Raw genomic sequence first — 19636 nt, 5'->3', positions numbered from 1 at the left:
GGAGGGAGGAGCGCCCATGAACCGGATCTTCGAGACCCCGCTTTATCCTTACACGCGCTCCGCCGATCAGGACGCCCTGTCGGCGCCCCACCACCGCGTGGTGGTGGTCGGCGCCGGGCCAGTGGGGCTGGCGGCGGCGATCGACCTTGCCTTGCAGGGGGTCGAGGTTCTGGTCCTCGACGAGAACGACAAGGTCAGCTTCGGCTCCCGCGCCATCTGCTTCGCCAAGCGGCCGCTCGAGATTCTCGACCGGCTCGGCGCCGGGCAGCGCATGGTGGACAAGGGCGTTGTATGGAACCTCGGGCGCGTCTTCTTCCGCGACCGCGAGGTCTATTCCTTCAACCTCCTGCCCGAGAGCGGCCACCGGCGGCCGGCCTTCATCAATCTCCAGCAGTATTACTTCGAGAAATTCCTCGTCGACCGGCTGCGCGAGATCGAGGCCGAGGGCGCGCCCATCGAACTGCGCGGCATGAACCGGGTCGAGGCGGTGGGGCTGCACCCCGACCATGTGCACCTGGAAATCACCACGCCCGAAGGCCCCTACGAGCTCACCTGCGACTGGCTCATCGCCTGTGACGGCGCAAGATCGCCCATCCGCGGCATGCTGGGGCTCGACTTCGTGGGCAAGGTCTTCGAGGACAACTTCCTGATCGCCGACGTGGTGATGGAGGCGGATTTCCCCACCGAGCGCTGGTTCTGGTTCGACCCGCCCTTCAACCCCGGCCAGTCGGCGCTTCTGCACAAGCAGCCCGACAATGTCTGGCGCATCGACTTCCAGCTCGGCTGGAACATCGACCGCAAGGAAGAGCTCAAGCCCGAGAACATCGACCGCCGACTCAGGGCGATGCTGGGCGAGGACATCAGGTACGAGCTCGAATGGTCCTCGATCTACACCTTCCAGTGCCGGCGGATGGAGAAGTTCCGCCACGGGCGGGTGATCTTCGCCGGCGACTCGGCGCATCAGGTCTCCCCCTTCGGCGCGCGCGGGGCGAACTCGGGGCTGCAGGATGCCGACAACCTGTGCTGGAAGCTCAGGCTCGTCATCGAGGGCAAGGCGCCCGAGAGCCTGCTCGACAGCTATGATGTCGAGCGCATCCAGGCCGCCGACGAGAACATTCTCAACTCCACGCGCTCGACCGAATTCATAACGCCGAAATCGGAGATCAGCCGCATCTTCCGCGACGCCGTGCTCGATCTCTCCGAGCATCACGAATTCGCCCGGCCGCTGGTCAACTCCGGCCGGCTTTCGGTGCCGGCCGTGCATGACGGCTCGCCGCTCAACGGCCCTGATGCGCTTTTCGGTGCACCCGCCCGCACCCGCCCCGGCGCACCAGCCACCGATGCGCCGCTTGGGCAGGGCTTCCTCCTCGACCGGCTCGGCAACCGCTTCGTGCTGCTCGCGCTCGGCACAGAGGCGCCCGAGCGACTGGAGGAGCAGGGCATCATCGCCGAGGGGCTAACCGTTGCGCCCTCACAGATCGGCAAGGAGCTGCGCGAGCGCTATCTCGGCGAGGCGCCCTCGGCCGTCTATCTCATCCGCCCCGACCAGCATGTCGTAGCCCGCTGGCCCGCCTTCGACGAGACCGCCACCCGTGCGGCGCTGAACCGCGCGACGGCAAGGAGCTGAGCGATGAGCGAGTTGAACCTGACCCCGAACATCCCCGACCCGGATGATTTCTACGCCGAGCTTCTCGCCGCCCATGAGGGGCTGACGAAGGCCGAGAGCGACGCGCTCAATGCCCGGCTCATCCTGATCCTCGCCAATCACATCGGCGACCGGAAGCTTCTCTCCGCCGCCATCGAGGCCGCACGCGCCGCCGGGCAGGAGTGACACGCCGCAGGGCGGGCCGGGGGCTCAGAACCCCATCGGGATCGTCACCGGCCCGTCATTGACAAGGCTCACCGCCATGTCGGCGCCGAAGCGGCCTGTCTGAACCGGCACGCCCTCGCCCGCGAGTGCCTCGGCAAAGAGGCGGTAGAGCCGCTCGCCCTCACCGGGCGGGGCGGCGGTGGAGAAGCCGGGGCGGTTGCCGCGCGAGGTATCGGCGGCCAAGGTAAACTGGCTGACGACCAGCGCCGCGCCGCCCGTGTCAAGCACCGAGCGGTTCATCCGCCCCGCCTCGTCGCGGAAGATCCTCAGCCGCGCGATCTTGCCGGCAAGGCGGCGGGCGTCCTCCTCGCCGTCCCCCTGCATTGCGCAGACCAGTACCAGAAGCCCCGGTCCGATCTCGGCGATCCGCTCGCCGGCGACATCCACCGAGGCGCGCGTGACCCTTTGCACCACCGCCCGCATCGCTGCCCTCCTATTCCGCCGCCAGCCAGCCGCCGCTGGCGCAGAGCCGGGCATAGACCCCGCCCCGGGCCATCAGCTCGTCATGGCTGCCCTGCTCCACGATCCGCCCTGCCTCGAGCACCACCACCCGGTCGACATCGCGCACGGTAGAGAGGCGATGCGCCACGATGATCGTGGTGCGCCCTGCGGCCACCTCCCGGATCGCCTCGCTCACATGCCGTTCGCTGGCCGCATCGAGCGCCGAGGTCGGCTCGTCGAGGAGAAGGATCGGCGGATCCTTCAGAAGCACGCGGGCGATGGCGATGCGCTGGCGCTGGCCGACGGAAAGGTTCGCTCCGCCGGGCTCGATCACCGTGTCGTAGCCCTCAGCCAGACGCTCGGCGAATTCATCGACGCGTGCCATCCGCGCGACCCTCAGCACCTCCTCGCGCGGGGCGCCGGGCTTGGCGACGGAGAGGTTCTCGTAAAGGCTGCCGCGAAACAGGAGCGGCACCTGCAGCACCAGCCCGATCATGCGCCGCAGTTCAGCCAGGTCGATCTCGCGAATGTCCACCCCGCCGATGGTGATGCGCCCCGACTCGGGGTTGTTGAAGCGTGGCAGAAGCTCCAGAAGCGTCGATTTGCCCGCCCCCGATGGCCCGACGATGGCCACGCGCTCGCCCTCGCGGATGGTGAGGTCGAGATCATGGATCGCGGGCGCCCCGGGGCCATAGCCGAAGGTCACGCCCTCGAAAGCGATGTCGCCCGAGCGGGCGGGCTGGCCGGCCGGCGTGTCGCCCCGCGTCTCGGGTGGCAGCTCAAGCAACCGCTCGATGCGCTCGCGCGCGGCGAACATCTGCACCGACTGGCCCATCGCCTGCCCCGCTTCCTGCACGTACGGGTAGAAGAGCCCGAGGCACACGACGAAGGCCGCGAGGTCTCCGGCCGTGATCCAGCCGCGCTGCAGGAAAAGCGAGCTCAGAAGCACTACCGCGGCAATGCCGAAGGCGACGACGAGCGAGATCGTCATCGGCCCGAGCTCACCCAGGAGGTCGCGGCGCAGCTGCTGGCGGAAGGCGCTGCGGTTGATCCGCGCAAATCGCGCCCCGAGCCGCTCGGCCAGCTCGAAGAGCTTGATCTCCTTCGGCGCCGAGAGGGTTTCGCTCAGATCGCCCAGAAGATCGCCCTGCCGCGCCTGGCTGCGGTGGGAGGCGACGTGGATGCGGCGCGCAAAGGCGTTGGTGAGCAGCCCGATGGGCAGGAAGACGGCGGCGAGCACCAGCGTCAGCGGCCAGCTGAACCACAGAAGCGCGAGCGCGTAGATCACCCCGAAGAAGATGCTGGGCAGGAGCGAGCCCAGCACCCTCTTCAGCGACTGGTGCAGCACCTCGAGGTCGTAGGTGAAGGCATTGGTGATCTGCCCGCTTTCGGACTGCGCGAGCGCGCGCGGGGCGGCGGAGAGCAGATGCTCGTAGAGCCGCTGGCGCAGGTCGGTGATGATCGACAGCGACAGCCGCGCGATCATGAAGCGCCGGCCGGCGGTGAGCAGGATCGAGGCAACGACGATGAGAAGCAGAACGCCAAGCTCGCGCGCCAGATCGGCAAGCGGCGCGCCCTGCAGCATGTCCTCGGTGCGGCTGCGCACCCTGAGCGGCAGGAGAAGCGCCACCACCGGCGAGAGCAGCGTGACGGCGACCACAAGGGCAAGCTCGAGCCGCCGGCGCGCGAGGTCGGCCAGAAGCCAGCCAAGGCGGAAGGCCGGCCGCCCGGCCGGATGTCCCCCTCGGGCCTTCAGGCTTGGCTCGGAAGCGTCGGTGTTGCCGGGCATGGTCCCTCGCGGCTTGGGCGGGGCTGGCCCGCCGCGCCCGCTCTAGCCGCTCGCGCGGGAGCGGTCAAACCGCAGCTTGACCGGCGCGCGCGCTCCATGCTCTAAGCGCGCCGCCCCGCCGGGCGCGCAAGCGGATTTCTGCCATGACCATCGACATCGTCTTCTTCCTCAACACCGGGGTTCTTCGCCCGCTCCTTGCGGCGATGAATTCGGTGGTGAAGAACGCCGCCGCGCCCGAGGCGCTGCGCTTCACCATCGTCGCGCCGGATCTCGCCGACGAGGTCGCGGCGATGGAGACCGCCCTCGCCCATGCCTTTCCCGATGCGCCCTTTGCCTGGCGCGTGGTGCCGACCCGCGCGCCCGAGTGGATCGCACGCTACATCCGCGCCCGCTACGGCACGCCGATGGAGGAAGAGGCCTTCGTGCGCCGTTCGATCCATTATGCCCGGCTGTGGATGAGCGACGATTTGCCCGCCGATGTGGGCCGCTTCATCTGCCTCGACTGCGACGTGATCGTGATCGACGACATCGCCGGGCTCTGGGCCGAGGCCGAAGCGGCCGGGCCGGCCGTGTTCGCCGCCTCGCCGCAGCTCTTTCACGGGCTTCTCTATTTCCGCCAGCCATGGAAGGGCTGGCGCGCGGTGCGCGGCATGCGCCCCTTCAACGCCGGCGTGACGGTGATCGACCGGCGGCTCTGGGATGACGGGGTCAAGGCGCGGCTCAAGGTCATCTTCGACTGGAACGAGGCCAACGGCTACGGGCTCTTCAGCCTGCACGACGAGCCGGTGCTGAACCTTCTGTTCAAGGACTACGCCCGCTTCTCGGCGCGCTGGAACCGCTGCGGCTACGGCAACGCGCCGTGGCTTGCGAAGCTTCTGGCCAAGCCGCTCGATGAGACCTCGATCATCCACTGGAGCGGCGGGCACCGCAAGCCGTGGTCCGACCGGGGGGTTCCCTACGGTGATCTGTGGTGGCAATACGATCTCGGCGAACCCGTCACCGGCTGATCCGGACCCGATCGAGGCCCGAGCTGGCGGAAGGGCGCCCGACAGCGGAGGCCGGATGACACCCCAAGCGCCCAGCGCCGTTGACAGTGGCTATTCGTGGCTGCGGCTGGCGATCACGCTGGTCATCGCCGCCATCGGCAATGCAGGAATGTGGGCGGTGATCATGGTCCTGCCCGCGGTGCAGGCCGAGTTCGGCGTGGACCGCGCCGCGGCCGCCCTGCCGTACACCATGACCATGGTCGGTTACGCCGCCGGCAACCTGATGATCGGCCGGGCGGTGGACCGCTGGGGCGTGACCGCCGCGCTGATCGGTGCCGCGGCGATCATCGCGGCCGGCTATCTCGCAGCGGGGCTGTCGGCCTCCGTGCCGGCGCTCGCGACGGTGCAGCTTGCCATCGGCTTCGGCACGGCGGCAAGCTTCGGCCCGCTCATCGCCGATGTCTCGCACTGGTTCCTGCGCCGGCGCGGCATCGCCGTGGCGGTGGCCGCAAGCGGCAACTACCTTTCGGGCGCGATCTGGCCGATGCTGCTTGCCGACACGCTGGCCGCAGAGGGTTGGCGCGCCGTCTATCAGGCGCTGGCGCTCCTGACCCTGGCCATCATGGTGCCGGGCGCGCTTGCGCTCAGGCGCCGGCTGCCCGAGGAGGCCGTCCGCGCCGCCGAGGCCGCCGCCGCGCTGCGGGCGGGCAGCGTGGGCCTGTCGCCGCGCGCGCTCGCCTGGCTTCTGGCGCTCGCGGGCATAGGCTGCTGCGTCGCCATGTCGATGCCGCAGGTGCATATCGTCGCCTGGTGCGTCGATCTGGGCTACGGCCCGGCCGTCGGGGCGCAAATGCTCTCGCTCATGCTCGCCGGCGGCGTCGTCTCGCGGCTCGTCTTCGGGCTGCTCGCCGACCGGCTCGGCGGCGTCGCCTCGCTGCTTCTCGGTTCGGTGCTGCAGTGCGTGGCGCTGGCGCTCTATCTGCCGGCGGGCAGCATGGTCTCTCTCTATGTCGTCAGCCTCGTCTTCGGCCTTTCGCAGGGTGGGATCGTGCCCGGCTACGCCGTGATCGTGCGCGAATACATGCCCCCGCGCGAAGCGGGCGCACGGGTGGGCTTCGTCATCATGGCCACGATCGTCGGCATGGCCGCCGGCGGCTGGATGGCCGGTTGGATCCATGACACCACCGGCTCATACCGGCTCGCGATTCTCAACGGCATCGGCTGGAACCTGCTCAACATCGCGATCATGGCGCTCCTGCTGATGCGCGCACGTCGCGGGCAGCCACAGGCGGCGTGATTGGGGTGACGGGGCGCAACCTCATGCCTCACCGGCCGCAGGAGGGACGCAGGATTTGCATTTCACCGCCGGCTCGGCACAATGCCCGCCCGTGCGGTGGTGGGGATGCGTCTGCAGCGCAGCGGCAGGGGGCCGCGCCACGCCGCCCACCCATGTCCGGCGGTCAGCGGAAGTGCCGGATCAAACTCAGGGAGACTGTGCATGAAGAGGACACTGACGGCTCTGGTGGCGACGGCGATGATGGCCGTTCCCGCCACCGCGGCCGAGATCAAGATCGGCTTCGTCACCACGCTGACCACCGGCGCGGCGGTGATCGGCAACGACATGAAGAAGGCCGTGGAACTGGCGCTCGATCATCTGGGCGGCAAGGCCGGCGATCACACGCTCACGGTGATCTTCGGCGATGACCAGTTCGCGCCCGAGACCGGCAAGCAGGTGACCGACAAGCTCGTCAAGCAGGACAATGTCGATTTCGTCGCCGGCTACATCTGGAGCCACGTGCTCCTGGCCAGCCGCAAGTCGGTGCTCGATGCCGGCAAGTTCCTCATCTCCGCCAATGCCGGGCCGAGCGCGCTGGCGGGCAAGCTCTGCCATGAAAACTTCTTCTCCACCTCCTGGCAGAACGACCAGACACCGATGGCGATGGGCGAGGTTCTGAACCAGCGCGGGGTGAAGTCGCTCTACGTGATGGCGCCCAACTATGCGGCCGGCAAGGACATGGTCGCGGGCGTGGAGCGCACCTTCAAGGGCGAGATCGTGGGCAAGGATCTCACCAAATGGGGCGCGGATGCGCAGCTCGACTTCTCCGCCGAGCTCGCCAAGGCCAAGGCGAGCGGCGCCGATGGGCTGCTGGTGTTCTACCCCGGTGCCGCGGGGGGCGCCTTCATCAAGCAGTATCACCAGGCCGGGCTGAAGGACATCCTGCCGCTCTACACCGTCTTCACGGTGGATGCGTTGAGCCTGCCGCGGCTTCAGGCCGCCGGGCTTGACAGCGTCATCGGCTCCTTCACCACCCAGCACTGGGATCCGACCCTCGACAACGCCGCCAACAGGCGCTTCGTGGCCGATTTCAAGGCCAAATACGGCTCCTACCCCTCCTTCTACGCGGCCCAGGCCTATGACGCGATCAACCTGATCGCCTCGGCCGTGGAAGCGGTGGACGGCGACATGTCCGACAAGGACGCGGTGCGCGCCGCGCTCATGGCGGCCGATTACGAGAGCGTGCGCGGCCCTTACACCTACAACACCAACCACTTCCCGATTCAGAACTTCTACCTGCGCGAGGTGGTGGTGGACGACGAGGGCAACTGGACGACGAAGGTCGCGGGACTCGTCTACGAGAACATGAAAGACCCCTATTACGAGGAATGCCCATTGAAATAGGACGCGCCGCATTGCAGGAACCGGGCGGCCGGGCGGTCAAACGCCCGGCCGCTTGATCATGGGGCAAGGGGGCAGGCGTGGACACGGCACTTTTCGTCATCCAGCTTCTGAACGGGCTGCAGCTGGGGCTCCTGCTGTTTCTCGTGGCCTCGGGGCTCACGCTGATCTTCGGCATCCTCGACTTCGTCAATCTCGCCCATGGCGCGCTCTACATGCTGGGCGCGTTCATCTGCGCGACGCTGACGATGTGGACGGGAAGCTTCGTTCTCTCGGTGATCCTGTCGCTGCCCGTCGTGGGCGCGATCGGCTTTGCCATCGAACGGCTGGTGGCGCGCAGCCTCTACACCCGCGATCACCTCGATCAGGTGCTGGCCACCTTCGGTCTCATTCTCGTGCTCGATACGCTTGCGCATCTGATCTGGGGGCCGGAGGGCATGGCGATTCCGCTGCCCGCCTGGCTCGACGGACAGATCGCCGTGACCGAGACGCTGGTGATCCCGACCTACCGGCTTCTCATCATCGCCACGGGTCTTGCCACGGCGGGCGGGCTCTTCTGGCTCGTCAACTACACCCGGCTTGGCATGCTCATCCGTGCGGGCGCCTCGAACCGCACCATGGTGGCCGCGCTCGGCATCAACATCCAGCTTCTCTTCAGCCTCGTCTTTGCGCTCGGCGCGGTGCTCGCGGGGCTCGCGGGCATGCTGGTTGCCCCCATCACGGAAGCCTCGATCGGCATGGGCAACAACATCATCATCACCGCCTTCGTGGTCATCATCGTCGGCGGCATCGGCTCGATGAAGGGGGCCTTCATCGCCGCGCTGATGATCGGGCTCATCGACACGCTGGGCCGCTCCTTCCTCGATGACATCTTCAAGCTCTTCATGTCGACGGCCGCCGCGGAGACCTCGGCGCCGGCGGTCTCGGCGATGCTGATCTACATCATCATGGCAGCGGTCCTCGCGGTGCGCCCGCAAGGCCTGTTTCCGCCCAAGGTGCGCTGATGAAGCCTGACCGCAAGACCGCCGCCGGCCTCTTCGTGCTTGCGCTTCTCGCCGTGCTGCCGCCCATCTTCATCTGGACGGGCAACCCATTCTACGTCGATCTCGCCACGCGGCTCGTCATCCTTGCCATCGCCGCGACGAGCCTCAACCTCATTCTCGGCTATGGCGGGATGATCTCCTTCGGGCACGCGGCCTATGTGGGCCTCGGCGCCTATGCCGTGGGCATCCCCGCCTATCACGAGCTCTACGGCGGCTTCGACGCCATCGCGAGCTTTTCGGGCAGCTTCCAGATTCCGCTTGCGGTGGCTGTCTGCGCGCTCTTCGCGCTTGTCACCGGCGCCATCTGCCTGCGCACGAAGGGCGTCTATTTCATCATGATCACCATGGCCTTCGCGCAGATGGTCTATTACCTCTTCGTCTCCATCGAGGAGTATGGCGCCGACGACGGGCTGGTGATCGACGTCCGCTCGGAGCTGCCGGGGATCAACCTCGACCGGCCGCTGCAGCTCTACTACCTCGCCTTCGTGAGCCTTGTCCTTGCCATTGTTATCGTGCGCACCATCGTCAACTCCCGCTTCGGCATGGTGATCCAGGGCGCCAAGGGCAACGACACGCGCATGAAGACGATGGGCTTCAACACCTACATCTACCGGCTCACGGCCTACGTGATCTCGGGCGCGATGGCCGGTTATGCCGGCGCGCTTCTGGGCAATTTCACCACTTTCATCAGCCCCGAGATGATGGACTGGACACGCTCGGGCGAGCTGATGTTCATGGTCATCCTCGGGGGCGCGGCCACCACCTTCGGCCCGCTGATGGGTGCCGCCGCCTTCATCGTCATCGAGGAGGTGCTGAGCCACGTCACCATCTACTGGCACCTGCCCTTCGGGCTGATGCTCATTCTCGTCGTCCTTTACGTGCGCGGCGGCATCATGGGGCTGATCGAGGGCCGCTGGGGCAGGAGGCGCTGACATGGCGGCACTGCTGGAAATCGAGGGGCTCTCCAAGAACTACGGCGGCATCAAGGCCTCCGACAACGTCAATCTCGTCATCGAGCAGGGCGAGCTGCACGCCGTCATCGGCCCCAACGGCGCGGGCAAGACCACGCTCGTTGCCCAGCTCTCGGGGCTCGAACGCCCCGACGCCGGCCATGTGCGCTTCCGCGGCCGCGACATCACCCGCATGCCGCCCTGGCGGCGGGCGCATGCGGGCATTGCGCGGTCGTTCCAGATCACCTCGCTCATCATGGAGATGAGCGTGATCGACAACATCGCGCTCGCCGTTCAGGCGCGGCAGGGCCACTCCTTCCGCTTCCTGCGGGACGCCCGGCGCATTCCCGAGCTGCGCGAGGCGGCGATGGGCTATCTCGCCCAGGTCGGGCTTGCCGACCGGGCCGAGGCGGAGACGGCTGCCCTTTCCCATGGCGAGCACCGGCTGATGGAGATTGCCATCGCGCTCGCCTCCGAGGCGCCGCTCCTCCTGCTTGACGAGCCGATGGCGGGGCTCGGGCCGGAGGAATCGGCGCAGTTGGTCGAGTTCCTCAAGGGGCTCAAGGGCAAGCGCACCATCCTTCTGATCGAGCACGACATGGACGCGGTCTTCGCGCTGGCCGACCGCATCAGCGTTCTGGTCTACGGCCATGTCATCGCCACCGGCACCCCGGCCGAGATCCGCGCCAACGACCATGTGCGCCACGCCTATCTGGGCGAGGAGGACTAGGGGCATGCTCAAGGTCGAAGGCCTCACCACCCATTACGGCAGCTCGCAGGTGCTGTTCGGCATCGACCTCGAGTTCGGCACCGGGCAGGTGGCCACACTTCTGGGCCGCAACGGTATGGGCAAGACCACCACCATTCACTCGATCTGCGGCATTGTGCGCCCCTCGGGCGGCTCGATCGTCTTCGACGGCGAGGAGCTGGTGGGCAAGCCCTCCTTCCGCATCGCCAATCTCGGCATCGGGCTGGTGCCGGAGGGGCGGCAGATCTTCCCCAACCTCACGCTGTGGGAAAACCTCGTCGCCACCGCCTCCAACCACCTCGGCCTGCCCGACCCCTGGACGGTGGAGAAAGTCTTCGACCTCTTCCCCGAACTTGCCGAGCGGCGCTCGTCGATGGGCAACCTGCTCTCGGGCGGCGAGCAGCAAATGCTCGCCATCGGCCGGGCGCTGATGACGAACCCGAAGCTTCTGATCCTCGACGAGGCCACCGAGGGGCTCGCACCACTCGTGCGCCGGCGCATCTGGGAGGCGCTGAGCCGCATCCGCGGCGAGAACCTCTCGATCCTTGTCGTGGACAAGAACCTTTCCGACCTTCTGCGCATCGCCGACGTCAATTTCATCGTCGAGCGCGGGCGGGTGGTCTGGCGCGGCACGTCGGACGAGCTGCGCGCAGACCGCGAGGCGCTGCATCGTTATCTGGGCGTCTGAGCCCCCCGCCGAGGCCGGCCCGGTCAGGGCCGGCGGAGGCGTTCAGCGCACGAACTTCTTGTACTTGATCCGCTTGGGCTCCACCGCGTCCGGGCCCAGCCGGCGCTTCTTGTCTTCCTCGTAGTCGGCGAAATTGCCCTCGAACCACTCCACATGCGCCTCGCCCTCGAAGGCGAGGATGTGGGTGCAGATGCGGTCGAGGAAGAAGCGGTCGTGGGAGATCACCACCGCGCAGCCGGCAAAGTCAAGAAGCGCATCCTCGAGCGCCCGCAACGTCTCCACGTCAAGGTCGTTGGTGGGCTCGTCGAGCAAGAGCACGTTGCCGCCCGAGCGCAGGAGCTTGGCCATATGCACCCGGTTGCGCTCGCCGCCCGAGAGAAGACCGACCTTCTTCTGCTGGTCGGCCCCGCGGAAGTTGAAGGCCGAGACATAGGCGCGCGAGTTCATCTCCACATCGCCAAGCTGGATGACGTCCTGCCCGCCGGAGATTTCCTCCCACACCGTCTTGTCGGGGTCGAGCGCGTCGCGCGTCTGGTCGACGTAGGCGAGCTTCACAGTCTCGCCGTATTCGATGGTGCCCGCATCGGGCGCCTCCTGGCCCGTGAGCATGCGGAAGAGCGTGGTCTTGCCCGCGCCATTCGGTCCGATCACGCCGACGATGCCGCCGGGCGGCAGCGAGAAGGAGAGATTCTCGATCAGAAGCTTGTCGCCCTTGGCCTTGGTGAGCCCGTTGACCTCGATCACCTTCGAGCCGAGGCGGGGGCCGCGGGGGATGATGATCTGCGCGCGGGTGATCTTCTCGCGCTCGGATGTGTTGGCAAGCTCCTCATAGGCGCGGATGCGCGCCTTCTGCTTGGCCTGGCGGGCCTTGGCGCCCTGCCTGATCCACTCAAGCTCGCGCTCGAGCGTGCGCTTGCGCGCCTTGTCCTCGCGCGCCTCCTGCTCGAGCCGCTTCGCCTTCTGCTCGAGCCAGGAGGAATAATTGCCCTCGTAGGGAATGCCCCGGCCCCGGTCGAGCTCGAGGATCCAGCCGGTGATCTGGTCGAGGAAGTAGCGGTCGTGGGTGACGATCAGGCATGTGCCCTTGTAGTCGATCAGATGCTGCTGCAGCCAGGCGATGGTCTCGGCATCGAGATGGTTCGTGGGCTCGTCGAGAAGCAGCATGTCGGGCGCTTCCAAGAGGAGCTTGCACAGCGCCACGCGCCGCTTCTCCCCGCCCGAAAGCTGGTCGGGCATCGCGTCATCGGGTGGGCAGCGCAGCGCCTCCATCGCCACGTCGATCTGCGCGTCGAGATCCCACAGCCCCTCGGCATCGATCTCGTCCTGCAGACGCGCCATCTCCTCGGCGGTCTCCTCGGAGTAGTTCATGGCGAGCTCGTTGAAGCGGTCGAGCTTGGCCTTCTTGGCCTTCACCCCTTCCATCACGTTGCCGCGCACGTTGAGGTCGGGGTCAAGCTCGGGCTCCTGCGGCAGGTACCCCACGCGCACGCCCTCCGCCGCCCAGGCCTCGCCGGTGTAGTCGGTGTCGATCCCGGCCATGATGCGCAAAAGCGTGGACTTGCCCGCGCCGTTGACGCCCACGACGCCGATCTTCACCCCCGGCAGGAAGGACAGGCGGATGTTCTCGAAACACTTCTTGCCGCCGGGGTAGGTCTTCGACACCCCGTCCATGTGATAGACGTATTGATAAGCTGCCATGGTCCTGCCGTTCATCGTGTCTGTCGGTGAGTCTCAGCGGCGCTACATAGGGCGAAGCGAGGGCGGGCGCAAATGCCGTGGCGGGCTCAGACGGGCGCGGCCAGGCGGCAGAACTCGGCCGCGGTCAGGAAGGCCTCGCGCTTGAGCGCGGCGGCGGCCTCGGCCTCCTCGTCCCGGCCCCACTGGGCGATCTGCCACTCCTCGTCCACGCGCGAGCGCTGCCAGAGCTCCTCGGGGGCAAGCATGCCCTCGGCGGCGGCCAGCCCGATCACCAGCGAGCCCGAGAGCGTGACCAGCTCATGGAGGGCGGCGAGGCGGAACTCGTCGACTGCCGCCAAGGCCTCCGCCAGCGCGGCGAGGGCGCGCGCGTCCTGCGGCTGGTGGATGATCCCCTCCACGGGCAGGAGCCGCGCCCCGAAGCGCGCATGCGCCCAGTCAAGAAGCGGATCCCACGCCTCCGCCTGCAGCGCGGCCAGCGCCTGCGGGGCCTCGGCGCGATAGCATGTCAGGTCGGTCTCGCCGTAGCCGGCAAGCTCGCGCTCGACATCGGCGCGGTGGGCGCGGACGCGATCGATGGCGGTGTTGGCGGTGCGGGTCATCGGCATGGCGGCGGGGTCGATCTCCTCGCCCTGGGCCTGCCATTCGGCGGCAATGGCGCGGGCGAGCGCCTCGGTCGGCAGGATGAGCGGTGCCTTCGCGGGCGTGCGCAGGGGCCGGCCGTCAAGCAGCACCTCCCAGCCGCCGCCCTCAGCGGGGCCGGCGGTGGCCTCCTTCCAGAAGCGTCTGGCCTTCCAGAGCGTCACCATGCGGCCTCCCAGATTTGCTCAAATGCGGTCCTAAGCTCCGGGGCGCTCGCAACCACCCGCTCGGCGCCCGCTGCTGCCAGCGCCGCGCCATCATGGTAGCCCCACCCGACGCCTATGGCGCGGACGCCCGCCGCGCGGGCCATCTCCACGTCGAAGGTGGTGTCGCCCACCATCACCGCATGACGCGGCTCCACCCCGGTTTCGGCAAGCGCGGCAAGCACCATGGCCGGATGCGGCTTTGAAGGGTTCAGGTCGGCCGTCTGGCGGGTGACGAAATGCGCCTCGAGCCCGTGCACGGCGCACAGATGGTCAAGCCCGCGCCGCGCCTTGCCGGTGGCCACCCCGAGAAGCACCTCGGGCCGCGCCGCGAGATCGTCGAGAAGCGCGCGCATGCCCGGAAAGAGCGGCGAGGGCGGGCCGCCGCCGGGCGCGCTGCGCTGGGCGAAGAAGGCCTCACGATAGGCGTCAGCAAGGCGCCCGCGCAGGCCGTCGTCGGCCTCCGGTGCCAGCCGCGCCATCGCCTGCGGCAGGGAAAGCCCGACAATGGAAAGCACCGCCTCGCGCGCGGGCGCGGCAAGGCCGCAGGCGGCGAAGGCCTCGCCCATGGCCGCGAGGATCGCGTGCTGGCTGTCGACCAGCGTGCCGTCCACATCGAAGAGGACAAGGCGAAGGGGGCCGCTCATGCTTCCTCCGCGAAAGGGTCAACCGGCACATCCTCTTCGCGCCAGCCGAAGATGGCCCAGCTGCGCGCCATGTGCTCGGGCAAGGGCGCGGTGAACTCCATCTGCCGCCCCGTCAAAGGGTGGGCGATCTTCAGATAGCGCGCGTGCAGATGCAGCTTGCGCGAGATCTCGCCGCCAAGCTGCGCGCCCCAGCCCTCTCCGCGGTTCTCCTGCCCGGAGCCGCCGTATTTGCCATCGCCCACGATCGGATGGCCGATCGCAGCCATGTGCGCGCGCAGCTGGTGGGTGCGCCCGGTGACCGGCACCAGCGCCACCCAGGCGGCGCGCTTCGCAAGTGCCTCGAGCACCGCGTAATCGCTCACCGCGCGCTTCGCGCCGGGGGTGTCGGTGACCACCTCCCACGGGATCACGCGCATCTTCTCGCCCTCCCCGCGCGCGCCGTGGCCGGGCGCCTTTACCAGCCCCGTGCGGATCGTGCCCATGCGGGGGCTCGGCACGCCCGCCACCGCCGCCCAGTAGATCTTGCGCGTCTCGCGGGCGCGGAAGGCTGCCGTGAGGGCCGCCGCTGCCGCCCGCGTGCGCGCCAGAACGAGAATGCCCGAGGTGTCACGGTCAAGCCGGTGCACGAGGCGCGGCCGCTCCTCCCCCGCGCCCACGAGCGCTTGCGCGAGCGCGTCCACATGCCGGTGCTGGCCGCTGCCGCCCTGGGTGGCGAGCCCCGGCGGCTTGTTGAGCACGATCATCGCGTCGTCCTGATAGATCACCGCCTGCCGCATCGCCTCGGCCTCGGCGGGGGTGATCCGGGCGGCGGGCCTCGAAGCCGGGGCAGCATCGGGCTCGGGAAGCGGCGGGATGCGCACCTTCTGCCCCGCGGCAAGCCGCGTGGAGGCCTTGACCCGCCCGCCATCGACCCGGATTTCGCCCTTGCGGCACATCTTCTCGATCCGCCCCTGCCCGACATGCGGGAAGCGGCGGCGGAACCAGCGGTCAAGCCGCTGGTCGGCTTCGTCAGGCGCGACGGTGAGAATCTGCACCCCGCTCATGGCGTGAGCGTCCGGCCGAGCCAGAGCCCGGCGAGAAGCGCGAGGATGCTCACGCCTACCGACGCCCCCACATAGAAGGCAGCGGCTCCGAGCTCGCCCCGCTCATAAAGCGTGACCGCCTCGAGAGAGAAGGAGGAGAAGGTGGTGAAGCCGCCGAGAAATCCCGTCATCACCAAGGGGTTCAGATGGGTGAGTCCGCGGAGCGCGAAGAGCGAGACGAGAAAGCCCATGGCAAAGCTGCCAAGGATGTTGGCGGCGAGCACACCCAGCGGAAAGCCGGGGCCGGCGAGGCGATAGACCGCCACCCCCAAAAGGTAGCGCCCCGAGGCGCCGACCGCACCGCCCGCGGCAACCTGCAACAAGGTCCAGACCATGGCGCGCCTTACACCGTTCGCCCCGCCCGGAGTCAACCGCCCGCCTGCCGGCGCGCGCGCAGGCGGGTGAAATAGTCGAGCCGCTTCTTCAGTTCCCGCTCGAAGCCGCGCTCGACGGGCTGGTAGTAGACGCCGCGCTTCATGCCGTCGGGAAAGTAGTTCTGCCCCGAGAACCCGCCTTCGGCGTCGTGGTCGTATTCATAGCCCGCCCCATAGCCCTGCTCGGCCATGAGCTTCGTCGGTGCGTTCAGGATGTGCTTGGGCGGCGGCAGCGAGCCCGTCTTCTTCGCCGCCGCCATCGCCGCCTTGAAGGCGGTGTAGGTGGCGTTCGACTTCGGCGCCAGCGCCAGATGCACCACCGCCTGGGCAAGCGCCAGCTCCCCCTCGGGCGAGCCAAGCCGCTCATAAGTCTCCCACGCGTCGAGGCAGAGCCTGAGCGCCTGCGGGTCGGCAAGGCCGATGTCCTCGGTGGCCATGCGGGTGATGCGGCGCGCGAGATAGCGCGGGTCCTCGCCGCCGGCGAGCATGCGCGCGAGCCAGTAGAGCGCGGCGTCCGGGTCCGAGCCGCGCACCGATTTGTGCAGGGCCGAGATCAGGTTGTAATGCGCGTCGCCCGACTTGTCATACTGCGCCGCGCGCTTCTGCAGCCGTGCGGCCAGTGCGGCGGTGTCGAGCCTGCCCTCGACCTTCCAGGCCATCACCTGCTCGATGAGGTTGAGCAGCGCGCGCCCATCGCCATCGGCCATCTCGATGAGCGCCTCGCGCGCGGGCCCGTCAAGCGGCAGCGCGCGGCCAAGCTCATGCTCGGCACGCTGGGCGAGGCGCTCGAGATCGGCCGGGGAGAGGCGTTCGAGCACCAGCACCTGCGCCCGGCTCAGGAGCGCCGCGTTGAGCTCGAAGGAGGGGTTCTCGGTGGTGGCCCCCACCAGAAGGATGGTGCCATCCTCCATGTGCGGCAGGAAGCTGTCCTGCTGCGCCTTGTTGAAGCGGTGGATCTCGTCAACGAACAGGAGCGTCCCCGTCCCGTTCGCGCGACGCACGCGCGCGGCCTCGAACACCTGCCTGAGCTCGGCGACGCCGGTGAAGATCGCGCTGATCTGCACGAAGGAAAGATCGGTCTCGGCGGCGAGAAGCCGGGCGATGGTCGTCTTGCCCACCCCCGGCGGCCCCCAAAGGATGAGCGAGCCGAGGCTGCCCGCCCGCAGCATTACCGTCAGCGCGCCGTCCTCGCCGAGAAGATGCGCTTGCCCGATGACCTCCGAGAGTGCCCTTGGGCGGAGCCGGTCGGCCAGCGGGCGAGGCGCCGCGCTCGCGGCTGGCGGCTGAGGCTGAAGGTCAAACAAGTCCGGCATGGGCCGAATTTAGGCCCACGCCCAAGCGGATCAAAGCCCGTTTTGCGGCCCTCCGCGACAAGCGATTGTCAGAGCAGATTGTGCTCGCGGGCCCGTGCAATGGCTTCGGTCGTGGTGCGGGCCAGAAGCCGCTCGCGCGCCGCCTTCAGCCGCGCCTTGAACGCACTTTCCGAAATGCGCAGCTCCGCAGCCGCCTGGCTGTAGCGGCATCCACCAGCAACAAGCCGCAGCGCCGTGCGTTGCGCCTCGGTGAGCGACCGTGGCGGGCGGGTCAGCTCGTGCAGGGCACGCACCACCTCGGCAACACGCTCCATCTCCCCGTCGGTGAACTCGCGATCTGCCCGGGCGAATCCACCGATCGTGCGGCTCTCCTGGCAGCCGCAGGAAACAGCCATGCCGTAGAGCAGACCAAAGCGCCGGGCCTGTCCGATGACGTCATGCGGGTCTGGGTAGTCAACAAGCTCGCTCCAGCGCACCACGCCTTCGCACCCGAGCCCCCAGGAGATGACCGGGTCACAGAGCGCGTAGCTGTTGCGCCCATAATGCTCGGCCCACTCCCGGCCATAGGTAACCTCAAGCTTCAGGGCCGACTGATACTGGATGCGCAACGCAAGCGCATAGCCCTTGGGCGCAAGACGTGAAAGCTCGTTGAGCCCGTCGCGAACCGAGACAACCCCAGACATGCACAAGACACCCTACGCGTGAGTCGATGCTGCCGGGGAGTGAACCATCGGCGAAGGCCTTGTGTCAACCCTGAATTGTGTCGAACCTGCGGTTTCGCGCCAATATTGACGCAACGGAAACACGCCGCACCCACGAACGAAACAGCCCCGCCCGGACGCGCCGGGCGGGGCCGCGAAACGAGCCTGCACGTCGAGACTGTTATTCCTCGGCGGCTTCCTCGGCCTCGAGGCGGGCCCGGTCGGCCGCCCCCTTTGCCGCGGGGTCGCGATCGACGAACTCGATGATCGCCATGGGCGCCATGTCGCCATAACGGAACCCGGCCTTCAGCACGCGCACATAGCCGCCGGGACGCTCCTTGTAACGCGGGCCGAGCACCTCGAAGAGCTTCGAGACGTGCTTGTCCTGCCTGAGCTGCGCGGCGGCCTGCCGGCGCGCATGAAGATCGCCGCGCTTGGCCAGCGTGACCAGCTTCTCGACGATGCGGCGAAGCTCCTTGGCCTTGGGCAGGGTGGTCTTGATCTGCTCGTGCTCGATCAGCGAGCCGGCCATGTTGGCAAACATCGCCTTGCGGTGTTCATGGGTGCGGTTCAGGCGACGGTAGCCGCGGGCGTGACGCATTGTTTCATCTCCTTCGTGTTTTGCTTTGTCCGGCGACCGGTGCGCGCCGGTCGCTCTCCTTGGGGCGTTGCCGCCCGGTGTGAGGGGGCGCCCCCCTCAGAACTGATCTTCGTATTTCTTGGCCAGCTCCTCGATGTTCTCGGGCGGCCAGTTCTCGACCTCCATGCCGAGGTGCAGACCCATGGAGGACAGCACCTCCTTGATCTCGTTGAGCGACTTGCGCCCGAAGTTCGGCGTGCGCAGCATCTCGGCCTCGGTCTTCTGGATGAGGTCGCCGATGTAGACGATGTTGTCGTTCTTCAGGCAGTTTGCCGAACGCACCGAAAGCTCGAGCTCGTCCACCTTCTTCAGCAGGAGCGGGTTGAACTCCAGCCCCTCCTCCTCGTCGGCGCGGCCGGCCGCTTCCGGCTCCTCGAAGTTGACGAAGATCTGCAGCTGGTCCTGGAGGATGCGGGCGGCATAGGCCACGGCGTCCTCGGGCGTGACCGAACCGTCGGTCTCGATCTTCATGGTCAGCTTGTCATAGTCGAGCACCTGGCCCTCGCGGGTGGGCTGCACCTCGTAGCTGACCTTGCGCACCGGCGAGTAGATCGCATCGATCGGAATGAGGCCGATCGGGGCGTCCTCGGGGCGGTTCTTGTCGGCCGAGACGTAGCCCTTGCCGGTGTTCACGGTGAGTTCCATGTAGAGATCGGCGCCCTCGTCGAGGTGGCAGATCACATGATCGCGGTTCAGAATTTCGATGCCGGCGGTCTCGGAAATGTCGCCGGCCGTCACCACACCCGGCCCCTTCTTGGAAATCGTCAGGCGCTTGGGCCCCTCGACCTCCATCTTCAGCCGGACGCCCTTGAGGTTGAGCACGATGTCGGTGACATCCTCGCGCACGCCCGCGACGGAGGAGAACTCGTGCAGCACGTTGTCGATCTGCACGGAGGTGATCGCCGCGCCCTGCAGCGAACTCAGGAGAACCCGGCGCAGCGCGTTGCCGAGCGTCAGGCCGAAGCCGCGCTCCAGCGGTTCGGCCACGATGGTGGCCTTGCGTGCAGGGTCGTCGCCGGGCTTGATCTCGAGCTGCGTGGGCTTGATCAGTTCCTGCCAGTTCTTGTGGATCATGTGAAACCTCCATTCCTGCCCCCGGCCCATGTCCGAAGCCGGGGACGCCCGAGGATAAAATGACGCATCCGGC

The 19636-nt window shown here is 67.9% G+C and carries 20 protein-coding genes; 9 read left to right on the top strand and 11 right to left on the bottom strand.

The genetic code is table 11. From position 1 onward, the window contains the following. Positions 1 to 16: 16 nt before the first annotated feature. Together BLQ14_RS04040 and BLQ14_RS04035 are read left to right on the top strand one after the other, a co-directional pair. Positions 17 to 1627 carry an FAD-dependent oxidoreductase gene (locus BLQ14_RS04040; protein WP_092498523.1) on the top strand — a complete coding sequence of 537 codons (1611 nt, stop codon included), beginning with the start codon at positions 17 to 19 and terminating at the stop codon, positions 1625 to 1627. Positions 1628 to 1630: 3 nt separating this feature from the next. Next, complete coding sequence (locus BLQ14_RS04035; protein ID WP_092498521.1) at positions 1631 to 1831, top strand: DUF2783 domain-containing protein; 201 nt, start codon at positions 1631 to 1633, stop codon at positions 1829 to 1831. A 24-nt stretch (positions 1832 to 1855) separates the two neighbouring features. Here BLQ14_RS04035 and dtd read toward each other — a convergent pair whose 3' ends face one another. Together dtd and BLQ14_RS04025 are read right to left on the bottom strand one after the other, a co-directional pair. Next, a complete protein-coding gene (gene dtd / locus BLQ14_RS04030; protein WP_092498519.1) occupies positions 1856 to 2293 on the bottom strand; it encodes a D-aminoacyl-tRNA deacylase in 438 nt (145 codons plus the stop codon). 10 nt (positions 2294 to 2303) lie between these two features. After that, on the bottom strand, positions 2304 to 4100 hold the full coding sequence (locus tag BLQ14_RS04025; protein WP_092498517.1) for an ABC transporter ATP-binding protein: 1797 nt from the start codon (positions 4098 to 4100) through the stop codon (positions 2304 to 2306). Positions 4101 to 4243: 143 nt separating this feature from the next. On the opposite strand from BLQ14_RS04025, the gene BLQ14_RS04020 reads away from it, so the two are divergent. The 7 genes from BLQ14_RS04020 (at position 4244) to BLQ14_RS03990 (ending at position 11192) form a co-directional block, all read left to right on the top strand. Then, positions 4244 to 5107, top strand: a complete 864-nt coding sequence (locus BLQ14_RS04020) for a glycosyltransferase family 8 protein (protein WP_092498515.1) — start codon at positions 4244 to 4246, stop codon at positions 5105 to 5107. A 55-nt stretch (positions 5108 to 5162) separates the two neighbouring features. Beyond that, a complete protein-coding gene (locus BLQ14_RS04015; protein WP_092498513.1) occupies positions 5163 to 6383 on the top strand; it encodes an MFS transporter in 1221 nt (406 codons plus the stop codon). Positions 6384 to 6584: 201 nt separating this feature from the next. Then, complete coding sequence (locus tag BLQ14_RS04010) at positions 6585 to 7766, top strand: ABC transporter substrate-binding protein (RefSeq protein WP_092498511.1); 1182 nt, start codon at positions 6585 to 6587, stop codon at positions 7764 to 7766. A gap of 77 nt (positions 7767 to 7843) precedes the next feature. After that, a complete protein-coding gene (locus BLQ14_RS04005) occupies positions 7844 to 8767 on the top strand; it encodes a branched-chain amino acid ABC transporter permease (RefSeq protein WP_092498509.1) in 924 nt (307 codons plus the stop codon). Continuing rightward, positions 8767 to 9738 carry a branched-chain amino acid ABC transporter permease gene (locus BLQ14_RS04000; RefSeq protein ID WP_092498507.1) on the top strand — a complete coding sequence of 324 codons (972 nt, stop codon included), beginning with the start codon at positions 8767 to 8769 and terminating at the stop codon, positions 9736 to 9738. Before BLQ14_RS04005 ends, BLQ14_RS04000 begins: the two co-directional genes overlap by 1 nt. Position 9739: 1 nt before the next feature. Continuing rightward, positions 9740 to 10486 (top strand): ABC transporter ATP-binding protein, encoded by a 747-nt coding sequence (locus tag BLQ14_RS03995; protein ID WP_092498505.1) that lies wholly within the window; start codon positions 9740 to 9742, stop codon positions 10484 to 10486. A gap of 4 nt (positions 10487 to 10490) precedes the next feature. Next, on the top strand, positions 10491 to 11192 hold the full coding sequence (locus BLQ14_RS03990) for an ABC transporter ATP-binding protein (protein ID WP_092498503.1): 702 nt from the start codon (positions 10491 to 10493) through the stop codon (positions 11190 to 11192). 42 nt (positions 11193 to 11234) lie between these two features. On the opposite strand, the gene ettA is transcribed toward BLQ14_RS03990, so the two are convergent. The 9 genes from ettA to BLQ14_RS03945 all read right to left on the bottom strand — a co-directional run bounded on the left by ettA (position 11235) and on the right by BLQ14_RS03945 (position 19563). Then, the gene (gene ettA / locus BLQ14_RS03985; protein ID WP_092498501.1) at positions 11235 to 12890 is read right to left on the bottom strand and encodes an energy-dependent translational throttle protein EttA; all 1656 of its coding nucleotides are present in this window, start codon (positions 12888 to 12890) and stop codon (positions 11235 to 11237) included. An 86-nt stretch (positions 12891 to 12976) separates the two neighbouring features. After that, entirely contained in the window at positions 12977 to 13696 is a 720-nt protein-coding gene (locus BLQ14_RS03980) for an ATP12 family chaperone protein (protein ID WP_342670226.1), read from the bottom strand. Next, positions 13690 to 14379: an HAD-IA family hydrolase gene (locus BLQ14_RS03975; RefSeq protein WP_092498499.1), complete on the bottom strand. Its 690-nt coding sequence runs from the start codon at positions 14377 to 14379 to the stop codon at positions 13690 to 13692. Before BLQ14_RS03975 ends, BLQ14_RS03980 begins: the two co-directional genes overlap by 7 nt. Continuing rightward, on the bottom strand, positions 14376 to 15422 hold the full coding sequence (locus tag BLQ14_RS03970) for an RluA family pseudouridine synthase (protein WP_092498497.1): 1047 nt from the start codon (positions 15420 to 15422) through the stop codon (positions 14376 to 14378). The genes BLQ14_RS03975 and BLQ14_RS03970 overlap by 4 nt, the downstream gene beginning before the upstream one ends. Continuing rightward, positions 15419 to 15796 (bottom strand): fluoride efflux transporter CrcB, encoded by a 378-nt coding sequence (gene crcB / locus BLQ14_RS03965; protein WP_092498495.1) that lies wholly within the window; start codon positions 15794 to 15796, stop codon positions 15419 to 15421. Before crcB ends, BLQ14_RS03970 begins: the two co-directional genes overlap by 4 nt. A 32-nt stretch (positions 15797 to 15828) precedes the next feature. Beyond that, a complete protein-coding gene (locus BLQ14_RS03960) occupies positions 15829 to 17148 on the bottom strand; it encodes a replication-associated recombination protein A (protein ID WP_092498493.1) in 1320 nt (439 codons plus the stop codon). Positions 17149 to 17216: 68 nt separating this feature from the next. After that, a complete protein-coding gene (locus tag BLQ14_RS03955) occupies positions 17217 to 17831 on the bottom strand; it encodes an autoinducer binding domain-containing protein (protein ID WP_092498491.1) in 615 nt (204 codons plus the stop codon). Between the two features lie 199 nt (positions 17832 to 18030). Continuing rightward, positions 18031 to 18450 (bottom strand): 50S ribosomal protein L17, encoded by a 420-nt coding sequence (rplQ, locus tag BLQ14_RS03950; protein WP_092498489.1) that lies wholly within the window; start codon positions 18448 to 18450, stop codon positions 18031 to 18033. 96 nt (positions 18451 to 18546) lie between these two features. Continuing rightward, entirely contained in the window at positions 18547 to 19563 is a 1017-nt protein-coding gene (locus BLQ14_RS03945; protein WP_092498487.1) for a DNA-directed RNA polymerase subunit alpha, read from the bottom strand. Between the last annotated feature and the right edge of the window lie 73 nt (positions 19564 to 19636).

It is taken from the genome of Meinhardsimonia xiamenensis (genome assembly GCF_900102905.1).
Lineage (GTDB): Bacteria > Pseudomonadota > Alphaproteobacteria > Rhodobacterales > Rhodobacteraceae > Meinhardsimonia > Meinhardsimonia xiamenensis.
Note: the sequence above shows the minus strand (reverse complement) of the source record. Positions and strands in the feature narration are given on the sequence as shown.

Coding starts and splice junctions, on each gene's coding strand:
- ettA (WP_092498501.1), bottom strand. CDS start 12,890: ATGGCAGCTTATCAATACGTCTATCACATGGACGGGGTGTCGAAGACC.
- crcB (WP_092498495.1), bottom strand. CDS start 15,796: ATGGTCTGGACCTTGTTGCAGGTTGCCGCGGGCGGTGCGGTCGGCGCC.
- BLQ14_RS04025 (WP_092498517.1), bottom strand. CDS start 4,100: ATGCCCGGCAACACCGACGCTTCCGAGCCAAGCCTGAAGGCCCGAGGG.
- BLQ14_RS03945 (WP_092498487.1), bottom strand. CDS start 19,563: ATGATCCACAAGAACTGGCAGGAACTGATCAAGCCCACGCAGCTCGAG.
- BLQ14_RS04010 (WP_092498511.1), top strand. CDS start 6,585: ATGAAGAGGACACTGACGGCTCTGGTGGCGACGGCGATGATGGCCGTT.
- BLQ14_RS03995 (WP_092498505.1), top strand. CDS start 9,740: ATGGCGGCACTGCTGGAAATCGAGGGGCTCTCCAAGAACTACGGCGGC.
- BLQ14_RS04035 (WP_092498521.1), top strand. CDS start 1,631: ATGAGCGAGTTGAACCTGACCCCGAACATCCCCGACCCGGATGATTTC.
- BLQ14_RS04015 (WP_092498513.1), top strand. CDS start 5,163: ATGACACCCCAAGCGCCCAGCGCCGTTGACAGTGGCTATTCGTGGCTG.
- BLQ14_RS04020 (WP_092498515.1), top strand. CDS start 4,244: ATGACCATCGACATCGTCTTCTTCCTCAACACCGGGGTTCTTCGCCCG.
- BLQ14_RS03955 (WP_092498491.1), bottom strand. CDS start 17,831: ATGTCTGGGGTTGTCTCGGTTCGCGACGGGCTCAACGAGCTTTCACGT.
- BLQ14_RS03990 (WP_092498503.1), top strand. CDS start 10,491: ATGCTCAAGGTCGAAGGCCTCACCACCCATTACGGCAGCTCGCAGGTG.
- BLQ14_RS03980 (WP_342670226.1), bottom strand. CDS start 13,696: ATGGTGACGCTCTGGAAGGCCAGACGCTTCTGGAAGGAGGCCACCGCC.
- rplQ (WP_092498489.1), bottom strand. CDS start 18,450: ATGCGTCACGCCCGCGGCTACCGTCGCCTGAACCGCACCCATGAACAC.
- BLQ14_RS03975 (WP_092498499.1), bottom strand. CDS start 14,379: ATGAGCGGCCCCCTTCGCCTTGTCCTCTTCGATGTGGACGGCACGCTG.
- dtd (WP_092498519.1), bottom strand. CDS start 2,293: ATGCGGGCGGTGGTGCAAAGGGTCACGCGCGCCTCGGTGGATGTCGCC.
- BLQ14_RS03960 (WP_092498493.1), bottom strand. CDS start 17,148: ATGCCGGACTTGTTTGACCTTCAGCCTCAGCCGCCAGCCGCGAGCGCG.
- BLQ14_RS03970 (WP_092498497.1), bottom strand. CDS start 15,422: ATGAGCGGGGTGCAGATTCTCACCGTCGCGCCTGACGAAGCCGACCAG.
- BLQ14_RS04040 (WP_092498523.1), top strand. CDS start 17: ATGAACCGGATCTTCGAGACCCCGCTTTATCCTTACACGCGCTCCGCC.
- BLQ14_RS04000 (WP_092498507.1), top strand. CDS start 8,767: ATGAAGCCTGACCGCAAGACCGCCGCCGGCCTCTTCGTGCTTGCGCTT.